Origin of the sequence: Methanoculleus marisnigri JR1 (assembly GCF_000015825.1) — an archaeon.
In the GTDB taxonomy this organism is placed as follows: domain Archaea; phylum Halobacteriota; class Methanomicrobia; order Methanomicrobiales; family Methanoculleaceae; genus Methanoculleus; species Methanoculleus marisnigri.
In genome coordinates this window covers 165078-184962 of sequence record NC_009051.1, presented here as the reverse complement: position 1 = coordinate 184962, position 19885 = coordinate 165078, and the positions used below count along the sequence as shown (strand labels likewise).

Below are 19885 nucleotides of genomic sequence, written 5' to 3'. Positions count from 1 at the left end.
TCAGGCAATCAGGGAGAAGAGGACTAAAATGGACACGACAGAGAAAGAACGGCTATACGGGTCATATACCTCCACTTTTTTAGGTAGAATTCACCATGGCGGTGCGGATGAATTTCCGATTTATCATAAATACTTTAGAAGGAACTATTTAATGCATCTTCCTGTGCAGAAAGATGCCAGAATTCTTGATCTTGGATGTGGTATGGGACATTTTCTCAATTTCTTAGAGAAGGAGGGCTACCGCAACTACCTTGGCATTGATCTAAGCCCAGAAAACATTCATTTTTGTAGAGAACACGGTTATACCGTCAGAATGAGTGACATCTTTTCTTTTCTGGAAGAAACTACTGAACTCTTTGATGCGATTGTCATGAATGATGTTCTTGAACACTTCGAGAAACAGGAGGTTATTCGATTCCTAGATCTGGCTTATCAGAAACTTACATCAAATGGAAAATTGATTCTTAAAGTTCCTAATGCTGCAAACCCGCTGTTAGCCAGTACCATCAGATACATAGATTTTACTCACGAGTTATCATTCACTGAGGTAAGCCTTTCACAGGTGTTAAAAAAATGCTTCGTTTAGAAAAGTGAAGATTTACCCCCAGAACATATACATATTCTATTACAATCCACTGAATTACATTGCCAAATATCTGGTGTCTACGATCAATATTTTATTTCGTGCTTTATTTCTACTTTACGGACATAAAACAACAAAGATATTTACAAAACACATTATTGCCGTGGCATCAAAGGGATCTATGGGTTTGGAATCTACTTACCAAATACACCAGACCATAAACAGGTAAAAAATAAACTATCATTGAGATTGCCCCAAAACCTCTGCCACAAGGGGGCATCCCAATCTAGTCTCTTTGCGATCTCGTATAGTTTTGAGACTATTACCTATGCTTAATTGCTACAATACCCCACATACCCAGCACCACATAATAAATAACTACGAGAATATGGTAAACCAGACCCGAAGTGATGGCAATATCCATGGGCATCCCTAACTGAACGAAGACCAGTGTCCAGACCCCTTCAGTCGTGCCAAAGCCCCCAATACCCTGTATAGGCAGAAGGCTCGTGAGTAGAGTGAATGTTGAACCCAAAATGACTTTCTGTAATGATAGAGCGATGTGCATGCTTGAAAGGAGGAGATAAACCACTGCGTAATTAAGAGACCAGATCAAAAAGGACATTAAGCCTACAAAGAACAAATTCCTTGAAACCCTTACCTCCTCTAGGGCTCCAACTACTTCATCAAATTTTATTAACAGATAGGCGCCAAACCTCCTTCTATCTAGATGAACATACTTGAAAACCCTTTCAATAGTGTTGAGAAACGGCCTTCCAAAGTAGAGCAGTCCGATAAGCAGAGCGATCATTACGATCATAAATATCGCAATGATCACGATGCCATTCTGAACAGTCGGAGGTAAATCTTCGATCATAAGTATTGAGCAAAAAAATAACACAGTTATTGCAATGAAATCAAACACCCGTGCCATTACAAGCGTCGCCACCCCTTCCCCAACACTCCGCTTGTGTACCTTCTTCAGCAGATAGATATAGGAGAGTTCCCCTGTCTTGGCTGGCAGGATACTGTTCACCATATTGTGCACGCACACGATCTGAAAGAGGTCACGCAGCCCCACCTCTCTGTTCAGGAGGACATGAAACCGCAACGCCCTGAAGAAGTAGCTGAAGGCATAGAGGAAATACCCAGCGACCAAGTAGAGAGGGTTGATGCTCGTGAGGGTGGTGATGACGTCCGCTACGCTCACCTGGGAGAGCAGGATCGCGAGCAACGCGACGGTAATGAGGACTGCGGCGGCTTTGGCGAGAGTGGGGTGTTTCACGTTGAGATCACGTACACTATTTATTCGCATCTGGAGACATATAACCGGAACGATATAGAGGTCATCCCAAAATGCCTCTGCCGGGAGGGGGACCGTCGCTCGCGACTCCGGGGCATATGCACCCGCCGCTCTGACGGATGCCCCTTCGGGTCGCTCCCCGAGGCAAAATATCCGAGGGAGGTGCATCAACGATCTAACGCGGGGTATTGTCTAGTTTACCGATAACATGCATAAATGTGCTCTGAACTATGAAGACTTGCAGTCACCGGATACTTTTAGGGCGACTTCATCTACTAGCACGAAAGGATCCTAACCCCGTTTCTCCCCAGTCCAAACACCGGTTGGATCCAGAACCATTTCGCTTTTACAGAACGGTCATTTACGCTACCACGCCTCCCCACCCCTTTACCAGAACTGGAAGATCTATAGAAAGGAGTCCGGAAGACCAAAGGTTTTTCGAAGCGTGAACGCAGGTGAGCGTGAGGACCATCAGGTGTGTGAGGGACGAGCGAGAGCGAGCATGAGAAGATCACAGGTCTTCAAGAATGCTGTGCTCAGCTGGTGCGGGAGTGGAATTGGAGGGAGGAGGTGAAGTCCGTGGTGTTGGCACCTATTAATCACTGGCAGAGGTTGTCCCAAAACGCCTCTGCCGGGAAGAGGTGTCCCCCTCCTGGTTTCTCCCCCGAGGCGCGATGCCCGGAGGGAAGCCGTGTCAGTGATCTGACGCCAGGTATTACTCGATTCTCTGTGAACGCGCGCAAGAATGCTCTGAACCATATAGATCTTCAATCCCCGGATATTTTTAGGACGACCTCGCAGGTAATCCTGTCGCGGAGTCGGCCACTTTTCCTCGCCTAGCAGGCAGGTGACGGAAAATCCACATCTAAAGGATCCGCTGCCATCGGTATATTGTCAGCACTGCGCATTCTCCGGGACACTTCGATCTGGAGTAAACTATCTGCACCTTGACAACACCATAGGAACACAGTCCACAAAGGATGTAGCAAAAATTCTCAGAGATCGAGATCTGAGATCTTAAAATATAAATGTTGAACTAGAGGAAAAACAAATAATGATCGGATGGTTTCGCGTCACTCCCGCTCAATCAGAGAAAAACTTGCGGAAAATAACTATAAACCGCTACATTTACTATTATTAGCGTTTATTTATGCCGTACCAATCATCTTCGGGTTCTATTATATCTCACACTATGCTGTGAACGTTCCATACTGGGATCAATGGGATACAATAGTCCCTATGACTATTGAATGGTATGATGGAACCTTTGAGTATAGCAGCATTTTTGAGCCACAAAATGATTCCAGACCAGTTATAACAAATGCATTGATGTTGCTTGTTTCAGTGATAACGACACTTAACATTAAAACAATGTTTTTTGTGGGATATATTCTGTTTCTCGTATGTATACTGTTCATCTTCTATTTTGTAAAGAAAGATTCCGGGCTGGATCTCCCAACACTAGTTTTGTTAACACCAATTATGTTCTATACACTTAACCCATATTATCTGTCTCGCTTCGTCTCAAATCTGGGGGCGTTTGCATGTCCGATCTTAATTCTCGCTGTCTTAGCATCATTGTATCTTTTGCACAAGTCAAAGGAATCAAATGGTTATTTTCTTTGCTCTATAGGAATGGGAGTGGTGTGCACACTCTCTGGCGCCGCTGGACTAACGATCTGGTTTGCAGGTTTTGTTCAGTTAGTACTACAAAAGATGCACAAGAAATTGGAAAAAATTATAATATGGACGATCAGCGCCGCAACAACATTCTATGTATACTTTGTCCTATTGGGCTTCCAAACAGAAGGGTTACACAGCACCGGTGCATACAACTCGTTTATTGAGACCACCCTTCATTATCCGCTCAATAAATTCCTCTGCTTCATGGGTACAGTAGGAGCTGAGATAATACATGATAGCCAAATCGCATTATTCTTTGGGTTAATAATACTCGCAATCACGATTGCATTGTTATATGTCAATCGGGAATCCCTCCAGCTGGACCGTTACTCAAAATGGTATGGCCTGCTGACATTCGGGATACTCACTTCTCTAGAGGTCACCTTGACGAGATCAGGGGCACTTGAATACCTGGGTTCCCCGGAGACTATATTCTACATCCCGGCCCCAAGACATAGCTTAGTCATATTCCTCCCGATACTCTGCATATACATCTTGGCCATTATTTACCTGAAAGAATCAGTTGCGCAAGAGAGGACTGTAGATAGGAAATCTTACAGATTCAAGTCTTTTTTACAGGCAAGGGAGCACAAAAACCTGTTCCTGGTGGGAATTATCTTCACACTGCTGGTATGCAGCGTTGTCCTACACGGGATGCCCGGCATAACTCTAGGGGAAGCCACTCATGACCAGCAGTTAACCAACCAATATTACCTCCTGAATTATGCAAATGTTCCAGATGAAAAAATGAAGACTCTTCACCCAATTCCCGATAGGGTAAAATCGCAGGCAGTTAAACTGGAGCAGCATAATCTGAGTATTTTTGCGAGTACAGACCCTGAGCCACACCGGGTTAGAGTCTATTGGCTCGAACCAGATACAAAGTTCGCAAGTGGAGGGGGTATATTAGAGGCTTCAAATTACAGAAAACATACGAACCTGAGGATAGGTTCGGAATCGATGCCGGCGATATTCGAGCACCCTCAGGGCCCCACCGGGACGACGATTGTCTACGAGAACATAGATATACGCGAAGGATCCCACCTGGAGTTCAGCATAGGGATCGATGAAGGCGTTTGGGATAAGCCGGAGAGCGACGGGGTAACCTTCGAGATACATCTCCATGACCCCATAGCCAACACCACGCAGGAAGTTTTTTCCTATACGCTTGACCCAGCACATGCTGAGGGAGATCGAGGGTGGCACTACTTTGCAATACCACTAGAAGAGTGTTCTGCTGGGAATGTCAGCGTACAGTTCATAACACGACCAAACGGGAATGCCGCTTATGATTGGGCATGGTGGGGAGATCCGAAGATTGTGTGGTGATGCCTATTTACTCGCATTGCAAAACTGAGAGTTTCTTCCTCGCTCCACCGGCGTGCAGAGAGGTGGTGTACTTATTTGGAGAGAATACCTACAGATAGACATCTCGTCCAAGAAATACTGAGAATTCAGATCGCCATTCCGCTCATGGATGCGGTTGCAGAACCCTATCTGCAGTGATTTTAATCGAGAGAATCCCAGGTTTTCACGGGACCTCAACTCGAAGAATGCAGAAGAGTGTTGTTTATCGCCTAGAGATCCTGCCCAAATGCCCGACTATCAAATGGAACTCCGTAAGCTGCGAATTCTGAAGAGCGAGATCACCCTCATGAGGGATTGATCCTTGTAGTCGTTCTGATGCACCTTCCGCATATCGACTCGTTCGTACGGATTGAACCCCACTCGTTTGGGCTTTTATTCAACATCGCAGGGTCCTTTAACCAAACGATGAGGTTCTTCGGGCAGTTCTCGTGATCGAAAAGATAATCTCCGATAAATACCAAGTGATATATAGTCTCGTTTCTCCTTTGCTGAAAATCCAAGCGGATGTAAAATAGTTAATGTGTACAAAGGGTTCGTCACACTGTTTAGGAGATATTTATGCGGAAGTTATTGAATTCTATAAAAGCAAAGTTGAGGCCGACTTTGAGTTCACCGGTAGGGTTCGGCATGAACGATTATGTGAATAAATCGGATTCCTCCGCAAAACCTGTGCATATGGTCGATCAAAGTGTTGCTCAAATTCGTAACTACGTCCTCAACCAATATGTGAAGTCCACCCCAAGGCCTCAGAATGCCATTGACATTTTCAAGGGGGAGTGGACTTCAAAACTTCCTACGCCATATGAAGATTTGGAAGTAGGATCTACCCAGCTTTTTGAAGATCCTCGCATCTCATGGGCCGTGGAGCAATTTGGGGGCGTAAACAATAAATCAATATTGGAGCTTGGCCCACTGGAAGGCGGACACACATATATGCTCGAACATTTGGGTGCAGAATCAATTCTTTCGATCGAGGGAAATACCCGTGCATATCTGAAATGCTTGATAATCAAGGAGATCTTGGGACTAAAACGAGCGCAATTTATGTGTGGCGATTTTATCGAATATTTGAGAAATGCCGATACTAAATTCGACGTTGCAATCGCCTCTGGAGTGCTCTATCATATGAGGAATCCTGTCGAATTAATCGCTATGTTATCTAAGGTTTCAGATGAGATGTTCATTTGGACACATTACTATGATCAGGAGATCATATCTCAAAATTCATTAATTCCTGCAAATAAATTTGGGAACTGCACGATATCTGAGTATGGTGGGTTCAAGCATGAATTGCATAGATACGAATATGACGCGGCTCTCGATTGGACTGGCTTTTGCGGCGGCAGTGACCTATTCAGCAACTGGATGACTCGCGAGGACATTTTGGCCTGCGTTGAGCATTTCGGATTCAGCGACATTCGAATTAATTTTGATCATCCACAACACCCCAACGGGCCAGCCTTCGCATTATCAGCAACCCGACGATGAAAGAAACCTTTAAACTGAAGGATGGCTCAAAACAGCAGTAGTATCTTAGCCCAAACACCCACTCCCTATTTCGTAGATTAATAACTAGGAAGTGGTCCCAAAACACCTTTGCAGGGTATACGCTCCTTCTTCGATTAGGACTGGAAAAATACCATATCATTGTCGATGTCGGGTGTGGGATGGTCGCTTCAGTTATAAACTGCGAAACTGCCTAAATGGCAAGTATACCAGGTAGCGTAATGAAACTTCTGTAAAAGTAAAATGGCTCTAGATCCAACCTAGATCTGCAGAAAGGAGAATCAGGATCCTAGATCCCTTAGTTTTTATCGCAGATTATCTTTCCGATCAGGAGAACACACTATTTTCCAATTGCCATGACCGAAGTATCTCCTCTAACAGAATTTATTTTTAGGACTGTCACGGGAGATATTGTGCGAGACTAACATCAACGTTATGTGTGAATGACCACCCATCGAAGTTTCTAAGTGAAGATATTTCACCCTGGGCAGTCCAATCCTCCTTGATAATAAAGTCGACCAAAAGGCTGGCTAAATCATAGGGATCAGTAGAAATATGAAGTCTATCTCGTAAATTTTCGTATGATTCTGCAAATAACTCCATCCCTTTCATCAATTCCAAATAGAACGATTCAATGTCGTGGGAAGATCCATTACGGTCATCATGGATAGCAGATACTTCTCTACTAGATAAGATATCATAGCCAATAACTGACTGATGAGGAGCTGAAAAAAATAATTCAACCCCAACGCGGTTGTCATATATTCGTCGAACGGTATCCTTGGGCACAAAAGGTTCGGCTAAAAACGAGGACATGCGCCTTTTCTGTCCGATCCTCCGGCGCTCGCGGGTATCTGCCAGACAGAAATAATAGCCGAAGACCTCTAAATCATAAAAATCTTGAATCGCCAATTCGAAGGCATCTTGAGAAGTGCCATTCCACCCTACGTCGACAAATGCAACACGACTCCCTTCCAGGATCTCCAAACTCCTGAGATATTTGAACAAAGAACGGCGGTTCCTTCTACAAACTTTCAAGATCTCAGAGCGATACGCATAAAGGAACTCCTGGAACTGATCGTATTTGTCTTCAGTGTAACGAATTTCGGGCCCTAATTTTAAATCATTCATTACGGCGTCTGAGGGGGAGGGCACATCAATCCGTTCAAGTAATTCATACGCTGACAGACCCTCCGCCCCAGAAAGTAGAAATGGGAGAAACTGTGAGAAATTATCCTCTGTCATCGCTGCAAGAGTAAAAACGATTCGTGATCCTAAGAAATAATGATAACTGGGTAACGAACGTCCCTTTCGAAGATTTGCAAGGGAGTTGAGGAAGTAACCATCTCGCGAAAGGAACAAAATGTGGTCAACAGCATCTCGCCTTGCCTGCGCAGTTATCCAGTCAAGAAAACCCACCATTGCAGGTCCTCCGTACAAGAAACCGAGCTCTTTTGGGGTATCACTGGGTATTTGACCCATATGTTTGCGCAAGAGACCTCGTGCTAAGGAAGTTTCTGGAGTTACGCGATTCGGTATAGGAGGGGAGCGATATGCCTTATAATGGTATGTTGTAAGACCTTTGGCATCCGCTTGAAGCACATCACTATGGTAATTATCACCGATGTGAAGGAGCTGTCTCGGAGAGCAATCTGTTTCATTCACAATGATATCGAACAACTCTCCATAATCACGTTTGGTCGCATTTCTTTCGGCAGAAATGTACATCGGAACGGGTTTAATTGCATACAGTCGGAAAATATCCTTAAAAAATGATTCTGGTAGGTAGGTATCGGAAGTTAAAACGACCTGCTTTCCACATTCCACCACAGATTTAAACAAATCGGTTAACTCGGGATTTGGATGAGTCAGTAGTAATTCAACTTCTATTTCTGTTTCCATAAGTTCTTTTGGCGAAACTGGACACGCGTCAAAACAGTCATATATACCAACAAGGTTGATCTCTTTCAACCCATCATGATGCATCCGTTTGAAAGCCTCAACCTGTGCGGATCTTCTTTGTGTTCGAAAGTCTTCAATCTCAAATATTTTACTCATTATATCGAACACATCTTCAGGATTGAGCAGATCACGAACAAACAGCGTATCAAAGAAATCAAAAGATACTACCTCCGCAGAGGCAACCTTTTCTTTTAATTCGATATTATCAGAACACTGCAATGTCAGATTACTTCCTTCATTCTGGATTGAATAGACATTCTCCATACCTGTCACCTGAAAGTTTCAAAATTGATGCCGTTCGGATGTAAATTTATACTGTAAAATGGGTCATATTGGTAGTAGAAAGGATGCTTTTGATAAAGCCTGCGCATATCCTGCTTGAGTCTCTCCGTTTTATCATGGTCAGCGTGATCCATCCTCCGGGTTAAAGATTCATGATGAATAAGTCTGACTGATTGAGAAACTAGATTGTAAAAACCCGCATCTCTTAACCGGAAACAGAGATCAACGTCATTGTACGCGATAGGGTAATTTACATCAAACCCATTGACCGACTGAAATTTTTTTCTCTCAATCATTAAACACGCACCCGTCACCGCAAGCCAGTTATATTCTATGAGATTACGCAAGTAATAACCCGGGAGGTCCGCATTTTGGTGAAGGAATGCATGACCTGGACCATCTTGCAGATTGAGAACTCCTGCATGTTGGATCTTCTTTCCACCCGGATACAGAAGTTTGGCACCCACAGCCCCGATATGTGCAAGTTGCGCATAACCTCCCATCCTTTCAAGCCAGTCAGAAGTAACTACCTCCGTGTCATCATTCAGGAAAAGAAGGATCTCCCCTTTTGCAAAATCTGCCCCGACATTATTCAGTTCCGAGTAATTAAACGGTTCCGCGTGACGAATCACAGAGATGTTTGGTTCAGCCTTTATTTCCTCCAGATATTCTAATGTGGCAGAATCGACGGATCCATTATCCAGCACAATTAATTCAAAATTCTTATAGGTAGATTTTTTAAATATCGATTCAATGCAGCGGCGAAGTACATCTCCATGGTCCCGAGTTGGGATAATAATCGAGATCAGCGGCTTGTCTACCAGATGGTAGTTCACCCGGAAATAGCCGTTAACTTGCTCCAATGGCTCGACCGTCCCAAGTAATCCCCGACGCTTAAGCGCATCCTCACGGACTCTTCTGGAGGCGTCGAGAACATAGGATTTTGCTCCAATGTCCGCAGACGTCGAACCCGGTATGATTCGCCAGTGATAGAGAACTTTAGGAATATGGCTAATCCTATCTGTCTTTTCAACAATACGAAGAATCAGATCCCAATCCTGGCATCCGTCATAATCAGAGCGTAAGCCTCCAACTTCTTCCAATAGACTCTTCTTGATACAGGAGACGTGGCACACGTACATTGTGCTCATCATGGTGTCGGGTGACCAGTCCGGTTTATAATGAGGTTCTGTGAAATAACCTTTCTCATCGATTTTGTCTTCATCGCTATAGATATAATCAGGATCGTCTCGATTAATGCATAATGCCAGTTCGAAAAGACAGTCTTCCGTCAATTCATCATCGTGATCGAGCAGAACGACATAATCTCCGGTTGAGTGGCTTATTGCTGTGTTCGTGGCGCCAGATATCCCTTTATTCTGAGGGTGAGTGAATACTTTGATATTGGGATCATTGATTTTGCTGAGGCAGCGTTTAGTTTCTTTAGACGGGCTTGCATCATCAACAAGTATCAGTTCCCAATGGGGATACCACTGCAGTTGTAGAGATCTCACTGCCTTATTTAACAAGTCTGGTGGGGTGTTGTATACAGGAACCACAATCGAAAAATGTGGTTTATACGCCATCGATTCGATAATACTGTTGATATTATTTGGACATCGAGGTGGGATATATACATAATCAGTTGTTCCAGGTATCAACTGATACTTATTATTTTTATCCATTGCAATCGACGATTTGGATGACTGCAACAATCGACTCGGAGATTCACCTCGCAACTTTTTTTCTCCCCGAATCCGAAGGCCTCTGGGCCCTTCGTGTATAAGAACTCTTAATCCAACTAACCCAAGGTCGTATAGCCTTCTCCTGCGGGTATTTTGTGGAAGAGCCCTCTCGACAAAACCGTTATGAAATTTCATCAACAGCCGCCACACGACACTTTGCTTCATACTGGCGAGCTCGTTGGACAATTGCATCAGCTGAATTGCCTGTTGTCGGGTCTGCTCATTGAGTGAAGCAATCTGTCCATCACGCCCCGAGATAGTCACCTGCAACGACTGAGTTTCCCCTGTCAACTGTTCGACCTGCCCGTCAAGCGAAGCAATCTGTGCATCACGCTCCGAGATAGTCACCTGCAACGACTGAGTTTCCTCTGTCAACTGCTCGACCTGTTCAGCGAGCGAGACCGTGCGTACTTCGTATGCGCTAAGTTCTTCCAGCAAAGGTTTAATTTCAGCCTGAATACTCCCCTCGATGGCCCCGCGAAACAGACCATCAAGATCCGGCGCAGGAACTGCCTCCACCGCTTCCGGGGTAGGGGAAGGGCTTGCTTTAAAAATATACTGATAAACACTGGAATTCGGAAGCGACTTCACAAAGTTGGCAAGATCTTCCGGAACAACCCCGGGATCAAGCCTCTGTTCGGTTCCCCCTACAGGGAATACAGTCGTATGAAGACCGGTTATAGAGTAACCACAACGGCTAAAGAGATCAATGATATTCCTGAGTCCGAAAAAGCGCAAGTGGGTGGCGTCCAGAAGCCCCATCGAGGTATACTTGAAGTCACCCATGAGCAGGTTTAAGATGACGTCCCCATGGCAGACGTTCGGCAGAGATACGGCCAGGTACCCATCCGGCCGGAGATACTTCTTCACCTTCCTGAGCACATCCTCCGGGGAGGCCAGGTGCTCCAGAACATCCCCGAAGATGATCACGTCGAAGGAAGAGGGAGCAAGGTAGGCATCGAGGTCAAGTTTCTCGATATCCCCGACGATCATCGAATCACAGTGCTGCCCGGCAATCTCGCCGGCTTCCGGGTCAATCTCGATGCCGGTGACGGTATTCCCCCGCTCTTTAAGGACCCGGCTGACGTAGCCGGTGGACGTGCCGACCTCAAGGACATCTTTATTCCTGCCGGTAAGTTCGATCAGGAGGACCTGACTGCTGTTTTTATTTTTCAGGTCGATAACCGGCGGTTCGTACCTGGTTGAGCGGTGTTCTTCGTAAATCGGACTCATTTGCCTACCTTCTCTGTAAATCTCTTTCTGAACCAAAAACCATCACGCCTACGACCCCGCCGCCGAGATCCGCAGATACTCCTCGACCACCTTGCCGGTCTCCCCCGATGAAAGAATCCTGCCGCTCTTCAGCAGCATACACCGCTCGCACAGCTCCTGCACCGTCCCGAGGGCGTGCGAGACAATAATAATCGTCTTCCCCTGGCGCCGGATCTCCTCGATCTTCTCGCTGCATTTGCGCTGGAAGGCCTCGTCGCCGACGGCGAGCACCTCGTCCACGAGCAGGATGTCGGGGTCGGTCTGGACGGCCGTCGCAAACGCGAGCCGAACCGCCATCCCCGACGAGAAGTTTTTGAGTTTCATGTTCTCGAAGCGCCGCAACTCGGCAAAGTCGAGGATCTCGTCGTAGCGCTTCCCGATCTCTTTGCGGGTCAGGCCCATGATCGAGCCGTAGAGGAAGATGTTCTCCTTTGCCGTGAGGTCGGGCTGGAACCCGACCCCGAGCTCGAGGAAGGGGGCGATCCTGCCGTTCACCCGGACGCGCCCGGTGTCCGGGTAGAGCACCCCGGCAAGGATCTTCAAAAGCGTGCTCTTGCCGCTCCCGTTCGGCCCGATGACCCCGAAGGTCTCCCCGCGCCGGACGGTGAACGAGACGTCGTCCAGGGCCTGGAACTGCTCGTAGGAGTACTTCCCGCCCTTGAGAAGCCCGACAATATGCTCGTACATGGTGACCTTGCGATCGTGGGGGATCCGGAACTCCTTGCTGAGGTGCTCGACCACGATTGCTTCATCGTTATTCATTAGATCTCCTCCGCAAACCGGCGTTCAAGCCGTTTGAAGACCAGGGTTCCCACGGCGACCATCACCGCCCCCGTTGCGAGGAGGAAGAGAAAACTCACCAGAGATGGCGTCACCCCGTAGAGCAGGAACTCCCGGTAGGTCTCGATGAGCACGGTCATTGGGTTGAGCATGTAATAGCCGAGGAACGCCGCCGGGATGGTGGTGATGGGGTAGACGATCGGCGATAAGAAGAACCCCGCCTGCATGACCACGTCCCAGACCTGGTTTAGGTCCCGGAAATAGACGAAGAGTGAGGCGAGGACCAGGGATATGCCGTAGACGATCAAGAAGTAGATCCCGTGCACGACCGGGAAGAAGAGGATGTTCGGCGTCACCTTCGCACCCAGGATGAAGAGCAGCGGGATCAGCACCGCGAACTCGAGGATGGAACTGATGAAACTCGAGAGTACGGAGCTCATCACCAGGATCTGGCGGGGGATGTAGAGTTTGGTCACCAGGCCCGGCCTGCCGACGATCGAGCCCATCGCCGTCATGGTCCCGTTGGCGAGGAACCGCCAGGCGATGATCCCGATGAGGAGGTAGAGGGCAAAGTTCTCCAGCTCGAACCGAAAGACGTTCATGAAGACGAAGTAAAGAACCAGCATCATCAGGAGCGGGTTTAAGAGCGACCAGGCGAACCCGAGCACCGAACTCTGGTACTTGACCTTCAGGTCGCTGATCGTAAGGTTCCAGATAAGATCTCTGTAATCAACAAGCCACATGTGGGGGTCTCCCTATATTACTCCATGTCTGTGTGAATCGCCTGATATCGCTATCCGGCACGCTCCGCCGGATCGTCGAGCGCTTGTGAAGCATCCGGGGAATGCCCCGCACGGCGTCGACCTTGGACCTGACGATGGCCCGCCCCAGCCCTCTTGTCGCGTAGTAAGGCACGACGGCGAGGTTCCTCCCCAGTATCCAGGGGAGCGAGGTGACGAGCAACCGTGAGGGGAAGTTCTTCATGACGTACCAGACGACGTTCCGGTTCCCGTAGTAGACGGCGAAATCGGTCCCGACGCCCGCCGTCCCGCCGTGATAATGATATACCTGCGCCCCCGGCACGTAGCGGCACGTCCACCCGGCAAGCCGCGCCCGGAACGCCAGGTCCACGTCCTCCATGTAGCAGAAGAAGTCCTCATCGAAGAGCCCGACCTCGTCGAGCATCTCCCGCCGGTAGAGTGCGGCGCCGGCGCAGGGGCCGAAGACCTCTTCGGGACGGTCGTACTGCCCGTGATCCGGCTCGTACATCCCCCGGTCCCAGGCGGCGCCGCTCCGCGAGATGCAGATCCCGGTGGAGTTGATCGAACCGTCCGGAAAGAGCATCTTCGCGGCGCACATTCCCACCGCGGTGTCGGCTTCCATGGCGTTCCGGAGGTGCTCAACGAAGCCGGGATCCGCCCTCGTATCGTTGTTCAGGGTGAGGATGTACTCCCCCCGGGCGGCACGGATACCGGCGTTCGTCCCGCCGGCGAACCCCAGGTTCTCCCGGTTCCGGACGAACCTGACCTCCGGGTAGTGCTCCTCGACAAACTCCACGCTCCCGTCGGTAGAAGCGTTATCGACCAGAATCGTCTCGAAGTCCCGGCAGGTCTGTAGTGCAAGAGAGGAGAGGCAGTCCGGCAGGTACTGCCGACCGTTGTAGTTCGTGACGACGACGCTGATCATCCCCTCCCTCGCCCCCTTATCACTGCCGCTCGGCCGACTCCGCCTGCTTCATACGGTACCGCTGGACCATCACGCTTGCCCGCATCAGGCTGTCGAACGTCCCGGCGTCGCTCCAGAATCCCGAGAGGACGCTGTACTGCATCTCGCCGTTCCGGACATAGGCGTTGTTCACGTCGGTGATCTCGAGTTCGCCCCGGCCGGAAGGCTTGAGCGTCCTGATGATCTCAAAGACCCGCGCATCGTAGAGGTATAACCCGGTGACGGCAAGGTTCGACTTCGGCGCCTGCGGCTTCTCCTCGATCGAGAGGATCCGGCTGCCGTTGACCTCGGCCACCCCGAACCGCTGCGGGTCGGGAACCTCCTTTAAGAAGACCTTCGCGCCCCGATCAAACGACTCGATGTCCTCCCGGAAGTCGTCCTCGAAGATGTTGTCGCCGAGAACAACCGCGACACTGTCCGTCCCGGCCCACTTCCGGGCGAGGCCGAGCGCCTCGGCAATCCCCCCCGCTCCCTCCTGGATCTCGTAGGTGATGCTGACGCCGAGCTCCGAGCCCGAGCCGAGCAGCTCGAGGAAATGCCCCACGTGCCCCCGGCCGGAGACGATCATGATCTCCTCGATCCCAGCGCCGATCAACTTCTCCAGGGGGTAACAGATCATCGGTTTGTCGTATACGGGCAGGAGGTGCTTGTTCGTCACCTTCGTCAGGGGATACAACCGAGACCCGGTACCCCCGGCAAGAATTACGCCTTTCAATCAGATTCACCTTTTGCGTTCAGATAATCGGCAAGCGCATCGCTCCAGTGCCGGAGCGGGGCCGTCTTCGTGTTCGCCAGCACCGAATAAGCAGGGCGCTTCGCCTTCCGCGGGAACTCTGCGCTTGAGCAGGGTACCACATTCTCGATGATCGCACGGGCAAAATCGTACCATGAGCAGACGCCGTCGTTCGTGACGTGGTAGATCCCCGGCTCAAGACCGACAATCTCCGGTGTCTTTCTGGCCAGGTCGACCGTATATGTCGGCTTCCCGACCTGATCGTTCACCACCCGGACCTGATCCATCTGCTTTGAGAGATGCAGCATGGTCTCGACGAAGTTCTTCCCGTGCCGGCCAAAAAGCCAGGACGTGCGGATGATCCGGTAGTCGCCCGTGTTCTTTACGATATTCTGCTCCCCGAGGAGTTTGGATGCTCCGTAGACGTTGATAGGAGCCGGAGTATCGGACTCGATATATTCCCTCTTCGAGCCGTCGAAGACGTAGTCCGTGCTGTAGTGGACGAGCGTGGCCCCGGCATCGGAGCAGGCTGATGCGATGTACGCGAGCGCCTCCCCGTTGACGGCGAACGCCAGATCCCGGTTATCCTCGCACCCGTCGACATCGGTATAGGCCGCGGCGTTGACGACCAGGTCGGGAGAGAGATCGCGGATGCACGCCCCAACCGCCCTCTCGTCGGTGATGTCCAGCTCGTGGCCGCGGAGAACCGCTCCGGGATAGACCGTCTGCAGATCGTGCCCGAGCATCCCGTATGCGCCGAAGATCACCGTTTTAATGGCCGCCACCACCACTCATTCTCGGTATACCATTGAACGGTCGCCCGTAAGGCGGTTTCGAAATCGAACTCCGGTTTCCAGCCCATCGCCCGGAGTTTCGAGGAGTCGAGCGAGTACCGCCAGTCATGCCCCAGCCGGTCGGGCACGTACTCGACCATCGATTCATCCTTCCCGACGGCCCGGAGGATCCCTTCGGTGATCTCGAGGTTGCTCTTCTCGTTGTCGCCGCCGATGTTGTAGACCTCTCCCGGCTCCCCGTGACGAAGGACAAAGTCGACCGCCCGGCAGTGGTCGGCTACATGGATCCAGTCACGGACGTTTTTGCCGGTGCCGTAGACCGGGACCTTCTTCCCCTCGAGGAGGTTGGTCGCAAAGAGCGGGATGAGTTTCTCCGGGTACTGGTAGGGTCCGAAGTTATTCGTGCAACGGGTGACGATGACGGGGAGATTGTGGGTGATATAGTATGAGCGCGCGAGAAGGTCCGAGGCCGCCTTGCTAGCCGAGTAGGGGCTCGAGGGGTTCAGGTTGTCCGTCTCCCGGAAGGACCCGGACTTGATGCTCCCGTAGACCTCGTCGGTCGAGACGTGGATGAACCGCCCGACACCGTGGCTCAACGCCGCTTCGAGCAGCACGTGGGTGCCGAGGACGTTTGTCCTGACAAAGACGGAAGCATCCTCGATCGACCGGTCGACGTGGCTCTCGGCCGCGAAGTGGACGACGGCGTCGATCGGGTGTTCCCGGAAGACGGAGCCGACAACTCCCGGGTCGCAGATGTCGCCCCGGACAAACGTATACCGCGGATCCCCGGCAATATCCTTCAGGTTTTCCGGGTTTCCCGCGTACGTGATCTTGTCCAGGTTTACGATGGAGTCGCCGGGGTGCTCTTCAAGCATCTGCCGGATGAAATTGCTCCCGATGAACCCGAGCCCGCCGGTTACGAGGATTCGCACATCATCACGCCCTTATTATCCGTGTTTCAGCCCGGGTGTAAGACCCCAGTCATAGGGGATCTCGTTTGTATCGGGCGGAAGCCGGAACTCGTCCGGGTCATCGTAGCTGTACGGCAGGGTCGGGATGCTCACGAAGAACGCGGTCTCGGTGCCGATTCCCTTGAACCCGTGATAGACGCCCGGCGGAACACTGATGAGGATCGGGTTCTTCTCCCCGACGAAGAACTCCATGAGGTTCCCCCGGGTGGGCGAATCCTCCCGTGCATCGTAGAGCGCGACCTTCATCATCCCGTGGACGCAGGTGAAGTTGTCGGTCTGTTTTTTATGGTAGTGCCAGGCTTTCACAACCCCGGGGTATGCAGTCGTGCAGTAGACCTGCCCGAACTTCTCGAAAATGGCGTCATCACACCGGAGGATCTCCATGAGCCATCCGCGCTCGTCCGGAATGAGACGTAAGTTTTTAATGGCCACCCCGTCGATGGTCGGTTTCATGGTAAAATAGTGGTGATTTTGCCCGTATAATGCTTCTGGATTGACCAACTGGAATTACAGAATTATCGGAAATACTACCCCGTGCCGGTGCTCCCGGTTGTCAAACTCGTACCTCCACAATGACGGTTTTCCATGAAGCCAAGCATCCCGGCACTACGGGATGCAATGTTGCAGCAGAACCTGAGACAATCTTACATCTCCCGGTATGCTTGAAGGACAATCTGACGTAGCCTCTCCTGGAAGACGGATACATCAAAGAGCTGCGCCCTCTCAAGGCACGGCAATCGATAAATCTCAGGTTCCTTCGCTATCTCCCTGATCGCCTGGACGATATCCGCCAGATCGGGTTCCACGAGTCTTCCGGTCTCTTCATTAACCGTCTCCAGGAAACCGCCTGATTTCACGGCAACAACCGGTTTGCCGCTGGCCATCGCCTCCAGAGGGGTGATGCCGAACGGTTCGTTGAACGAGGTGCAGATCAGGCCCTTCGAGCGGGAGTAGAGATCGACAAGCTCGTCGAAGGGCACTTCCCCCAGTATCGTGACATTCTCGGGCAGGTCCCGTTCCAGCCAGCGGATGTACGGGGATGAGTGGTCTGCGGCCGCGTGCCCGCCGACAACAACCAACCTCTCTTCGGGCATCCTGCGAAACGCGTCTATCTGGAGTTCGATCCTTTTTTCCGGGTAGAGCCTGTTCACCGAGAGCCAGTAATCTTCTGCCTCTCGATGAACGTAGCGGGAGACATCGATAGCAGGATAGAGGATATCGGCATCTCTCCCGTAGTATCTGGCTATCTGAGCACGGGTATTCCGGGAGTTCGCGAGGATCCGATCGACGTTTGCCATGGATCGTCTATCGAGCGACCGGTGGAGGCTCGATCCGCACCGGTAAAAACCCCGGGCAAACCGCCCCGAGTGATCGCAAAAACGGATATTTTCGTCATCCATAGCCCCTATAAGGATATGACAATACCAGAGGTTCGGGTGATGCTTTCCAGCAGCATAATGTGCCCAGTTCCCGCTGAAGATGAAGAAGTCGTAATCATCAGAAAAGTCGCAGGCGGCAAACCGCGCCGCAGCGGACACCTGTTTGAAAGGAGCGATCTTGACCGTATTCCCGATACTAAGCACGTTCCGGTGCCCCTTAATCCGATTGACGGCGTCCGTGTCGGTAGTGATGATGTCGGCATCGAGCGCATCCGCCATCATCAGAACAACGTTCTCACCCCCGCCGATGGCCCCGAAGTAATCGTGAAAGATCGCAACCCTCATCAGACGTCCCCCTCCCGAACCTCCGCAGAGGCGTCACCCACGCACCGATCGTAAACGGCTTCGATCCTTCGTACAATCTCCTCCCACTGATACTCCCCGGCCGTCCTGAGGCACCCGTCCCGCATCTGCGCCCCCCTCTCAAGCCCCGCGAGAATCCCCTCCCCCAGCTCCCCCGCCGAGAGCCCCGGGCGGTACCCGTTCACCCCCGGGACAACCAGGTCCCCCGCCGCGTTCCCGGGGTGATCCGTCGTCACCACCGGAATCCCGCAGGCCATCGCCTCCAGCGCCGCGATCCCGAAGCCCTCGCGGGTCGAGGGGAGGACGAAGACGCGGGAGGCCTTCATCGCGGCGACGACCGCGTCATGGTCGGGGAGAAAACCGGTAAATGTCACTGACTCGTCAAGCCCGAGGTCGCGCGCGAGCCGCTCAAGTGCCGGCCGCTCCGGGCCGTCGCCGACGACCAGGGCCCGGAGGTCGGGGACTTCCTCCCGGACCGCTACGAGCGCCCGGAGGAGGACGTCGACGTTCTTTTCCCGGATCAACCGGCCGGTGAAGATGACGTCCCACTCCTCCGCCGCCGGGGGGACGGCCGCGATCCGCGCGAGATCAATCCCGTTCGGCACGACCGGGACCGGCCCCGAGACCCCGAGGGCTTCGAGCGCCCGGGCCGTCGAGGGCGAGACCGCGACGTGATGATCGGTAAGCCCGGCGGCCAGCCGCTCGACGGCCTTCCCGAACGCCCCCCGCCGCCCGAGGTAGTCGTACCAGTAGTCGCCCCAGACCTCGTGCCAGGTGACGACGAGTGGGAAGCCTCGCCGCACCGACGCCGCCTTCGCCGAGAAACACGAGAAGTAGGGGAAGTTCTGGCAGTCGACGACGTCGGCGCCGGAGGAGAGGAGCGGCCGGAGCACCGCCTTCCCAAACCGGACCGCCTGCGGGACCGTCCGCCGGCCATCGGAGTAGAGCGCCTCCCCCGGACAGACGCCGTGGAGGGTCACCCCGTCGCGCTCGATCACGGCCGGGCCGTCCCAGCAACGCATCCCGTAGACGTGGACCTCGTGCCCCCGGTCCGCGAGCCGAACTGAGACCTCGCGGATGCGCTTCTCGACCCCGCCCTTCACCCAGGGGTAGACGGCATCGTAGACGTAGGCGATCTTCAGGCGGGTAGCCTCCTGAGGAATAGGTTGCGGGAGAAGGGGGATAAGGGTATTCGTTCTGGGGCCGGGGACGAGAGGAGGCGATCGGGAACGCGACCGCAAGTGAACCCCCGAACTTTCAGGACGGAGGGTCCCCTCAGGAGTCACAGAGGTTCGCCTGATATATTGCTCGGGTTTCGACTCGCCCCTCATCAGGGCGAGGAACCGGCGCTCTGCCTCGCATAACTCCCGCAACCTTCTGGAGGCAAACAGGAAGTACCCTTCGTCCGGCATGCGAACAGTATATGGTTATCGGCG

Annotated in this window: 15 protein-coding genes; 3 read left to right on the top strand and 12 right to left on the bottom strand. The window is 51.7% G+C overall.

Translation table 11 applies throughout. The annotated features are described in order from the left end of the window. Window positions 1-28: 28 nt before the first annotated feature. Window positions 29-586: a class I SAM-dependent methyltransferase gene (locus MEMAR_RS00945; protein ID WP_011843056.1), complete on the top strand. Its 558-nt coding sequence runs from the start codon at window positions 29-31 to the stop codon at window positions 584-586. 319 nt (window positions 587-905) lie between these two features. Here MEMAR_RS00945 and MEMAR_RS00940 read toward each other — a convergent pair whose 3' ends face one another. Beyond that, complete coding sequence (locus MEMAR_RS00940) at window positions 906-1868, bottom strand: lysylphosphatidylglycerol synthase transmembrane domain-containing protein (protein ID WP_187147930.1); 963 nt, start codon at window positions 1866-1868, stop codon at window positions 906-908. A 1257-nt stretch (window positions 1869-3125) separates the two neighbouring features. Here MEMAR_RS00940 and MEMAR_RS00935 point away from each other — a divergent pair. Continuing rightward, window positions 3126-4898, top strand: coding sequence for a hypothetical protein (locus MEMAR_RS00935; protein ID WP_187147929.1), 1773 nt, complete (start codon window positions 3126-3128; stop codon window positions 4896-4898). Between the two features lie 666 nt (window positions 4899-5564). Next, window positions 5565-6425, top strand: a complete 861-nt coding sequence (locus tag MEMAR_RS00930) for a class I SAM-dependent methyltransferase (protein WP_222702450.1) — start codon at window positions 5565-5567, stop codon at window positions 6423-6425. A gap of 417 nt (window positions 6426-6842) precedes the next feature. Here MEMAR_RS00930 and MEMAR_RS12860 read toward each other — a convergent pair whose 3' ends face one another. From MEMAR_RS12860 to MEMAR_RS00875, 11 genes are all read right to left on the bottom strand, one after another. After that, window positions 6843-8669: an HAD family hydrolase gene (locus MEMAR_RS12860; protein WP_011843048.1), complete on the bottom strand. Its 1827-nt coding sequence runs from the start codon at window positions 8667-8669 to the stop codon at window positions 6843-6845. A 5-nt stretch (window positions 8670-8674) separates the two neighbouring features. Then, window positions 8675-11665 (bottom strand): glycosyltransferase, encoded by a 2991-nt coding sequence (locus MEMAR_RS00920; RefSeq protein ID WP_011843047.1) that lies wholly within the window; start codon window positions 11663-11665, stop codon window positions 8675-8677. Between the two features lie 48 nt (window positions 11666-11713). Continuing rightward, window positions 11714-12466 carry an ABC transporter ATP-binding protein gene (locus tag MEMAR_RS00915; RefSeq protein ID WP_011843046.1) on the bottom strand — a complete coding sequence of 251 codons (753 nt, stop codon included), beginning with the start codon at window positions 12464-12466 and terminating at the stop codon, window positions 11714-11716. Beyond that, the gene (locus MEMAR_RS00910) at window positions 12466-13227 is read right to left on the bottom strand and encodes an ABC transporter permease (protein WP_011843045.1); all 762 of its coding nucleotides are present in this window, start codon (window positions 13225-13227) and stop codon (window positions 12466-12468) included. Before MEMAR_RS00910 ends, MEMAR_RS00915 begins: the two co-directional genes overlap by 1 nt. Beyond that, window positions 13214-14170, bottom strand: coding sequence for a glycosyltransferase family 2 protein (locus MEMAR_RS00905; RefSeq protein WP_011843044.1), 957 nt, complete (start codon window positions 14168-14170; stop codon window positions 13214-13216). The genes MEMAR_RS00910 and MEMAR_RS00905 overlap by 14 nt, the downstream gene beginning before the upstream one ends. Before the next feature lie 19 nt (window positions 14171-14189). Further along, on the bottom strand, window positions 14190-14924 hold the full coding sequence (locus MEMAR_RS00900) for a sugar phosphate nucleotidyltransferase (RefSeq protein WP_011843043.1): 735 nt from the start codon (window positions 14922-14924) through the stop codon (window positions 14190-14192). Further along, window positions 14921-15727: a dTDP-4-dehydrorhamnose reductase gene (gene rfbD / locus MEMAR_RS00895; protein ID WP_222702449.1), complete on the bottom strand. Its 807-nt coding sequence runs from the start codon at window positions 15725-15727 to the stop codon at window positions 14921-14923. The genes MEMAR_RS00900 and rfbD overlap by 4 nt, the downstream gene beginning before the upstream one ends. Beyond that, window positions 15706-16668 carry a dTDP-glucose 4,6-dehydratase gene (rfbB, locus tag MEMAR_RS00890; protein WP_011843041.1) on the bottom strand — a complete coding sequence of 321 codons (963 nt, stop codon included), beginning with the start codon at window positions 16666-16668 and terminating at the stop codon, window positions 15706-15708. Before rfbB ends, rfbD begins: the two co-directional genes overlap by 22 nt. A gap of 15 nt (window positions 16669-16683) precedes the next feature. After that, window positions 16684-17160, bottom strand: a complete 477-nt coding sequence (locus MEMAR_RS00885) for a dTDP-4-dehydrorhamnose 3,5-epimerase family protein (RefSeq protein ID WP_011843040.1) — start codon at window positions 17158-17160, stop codon at window positions 16684-16686. A gap of 191 nt (window positions 17161-17351) precedes the next feature. Next, entirely contained in the window at window positions 17352-18431 is a 1080-nt protein-coding gene (locus MEMAR_RS00880) for a glycosyltransferase (protein ID WP_011843039.1), read from the bottom strand. Next, the gene (locus tag MEMAR_RS00875; RefSeq protein WP_222702448.1) at window positions 18431-19690 is read right to left on the bottom strand and encodes a glycosyltransferase family 4 protein; all 1260 of its coding nucleotides are present in this window, start codon (window positions 19688-19690) and stop codon (window positions 18431-18433) included. Before MEMAR_RS00875 ends, MEMAR_RS00880 begins: the two co-directional genes overlap by 1 nt. Window positions 19691-19885 lie beyond the last annotated feature (195 nt).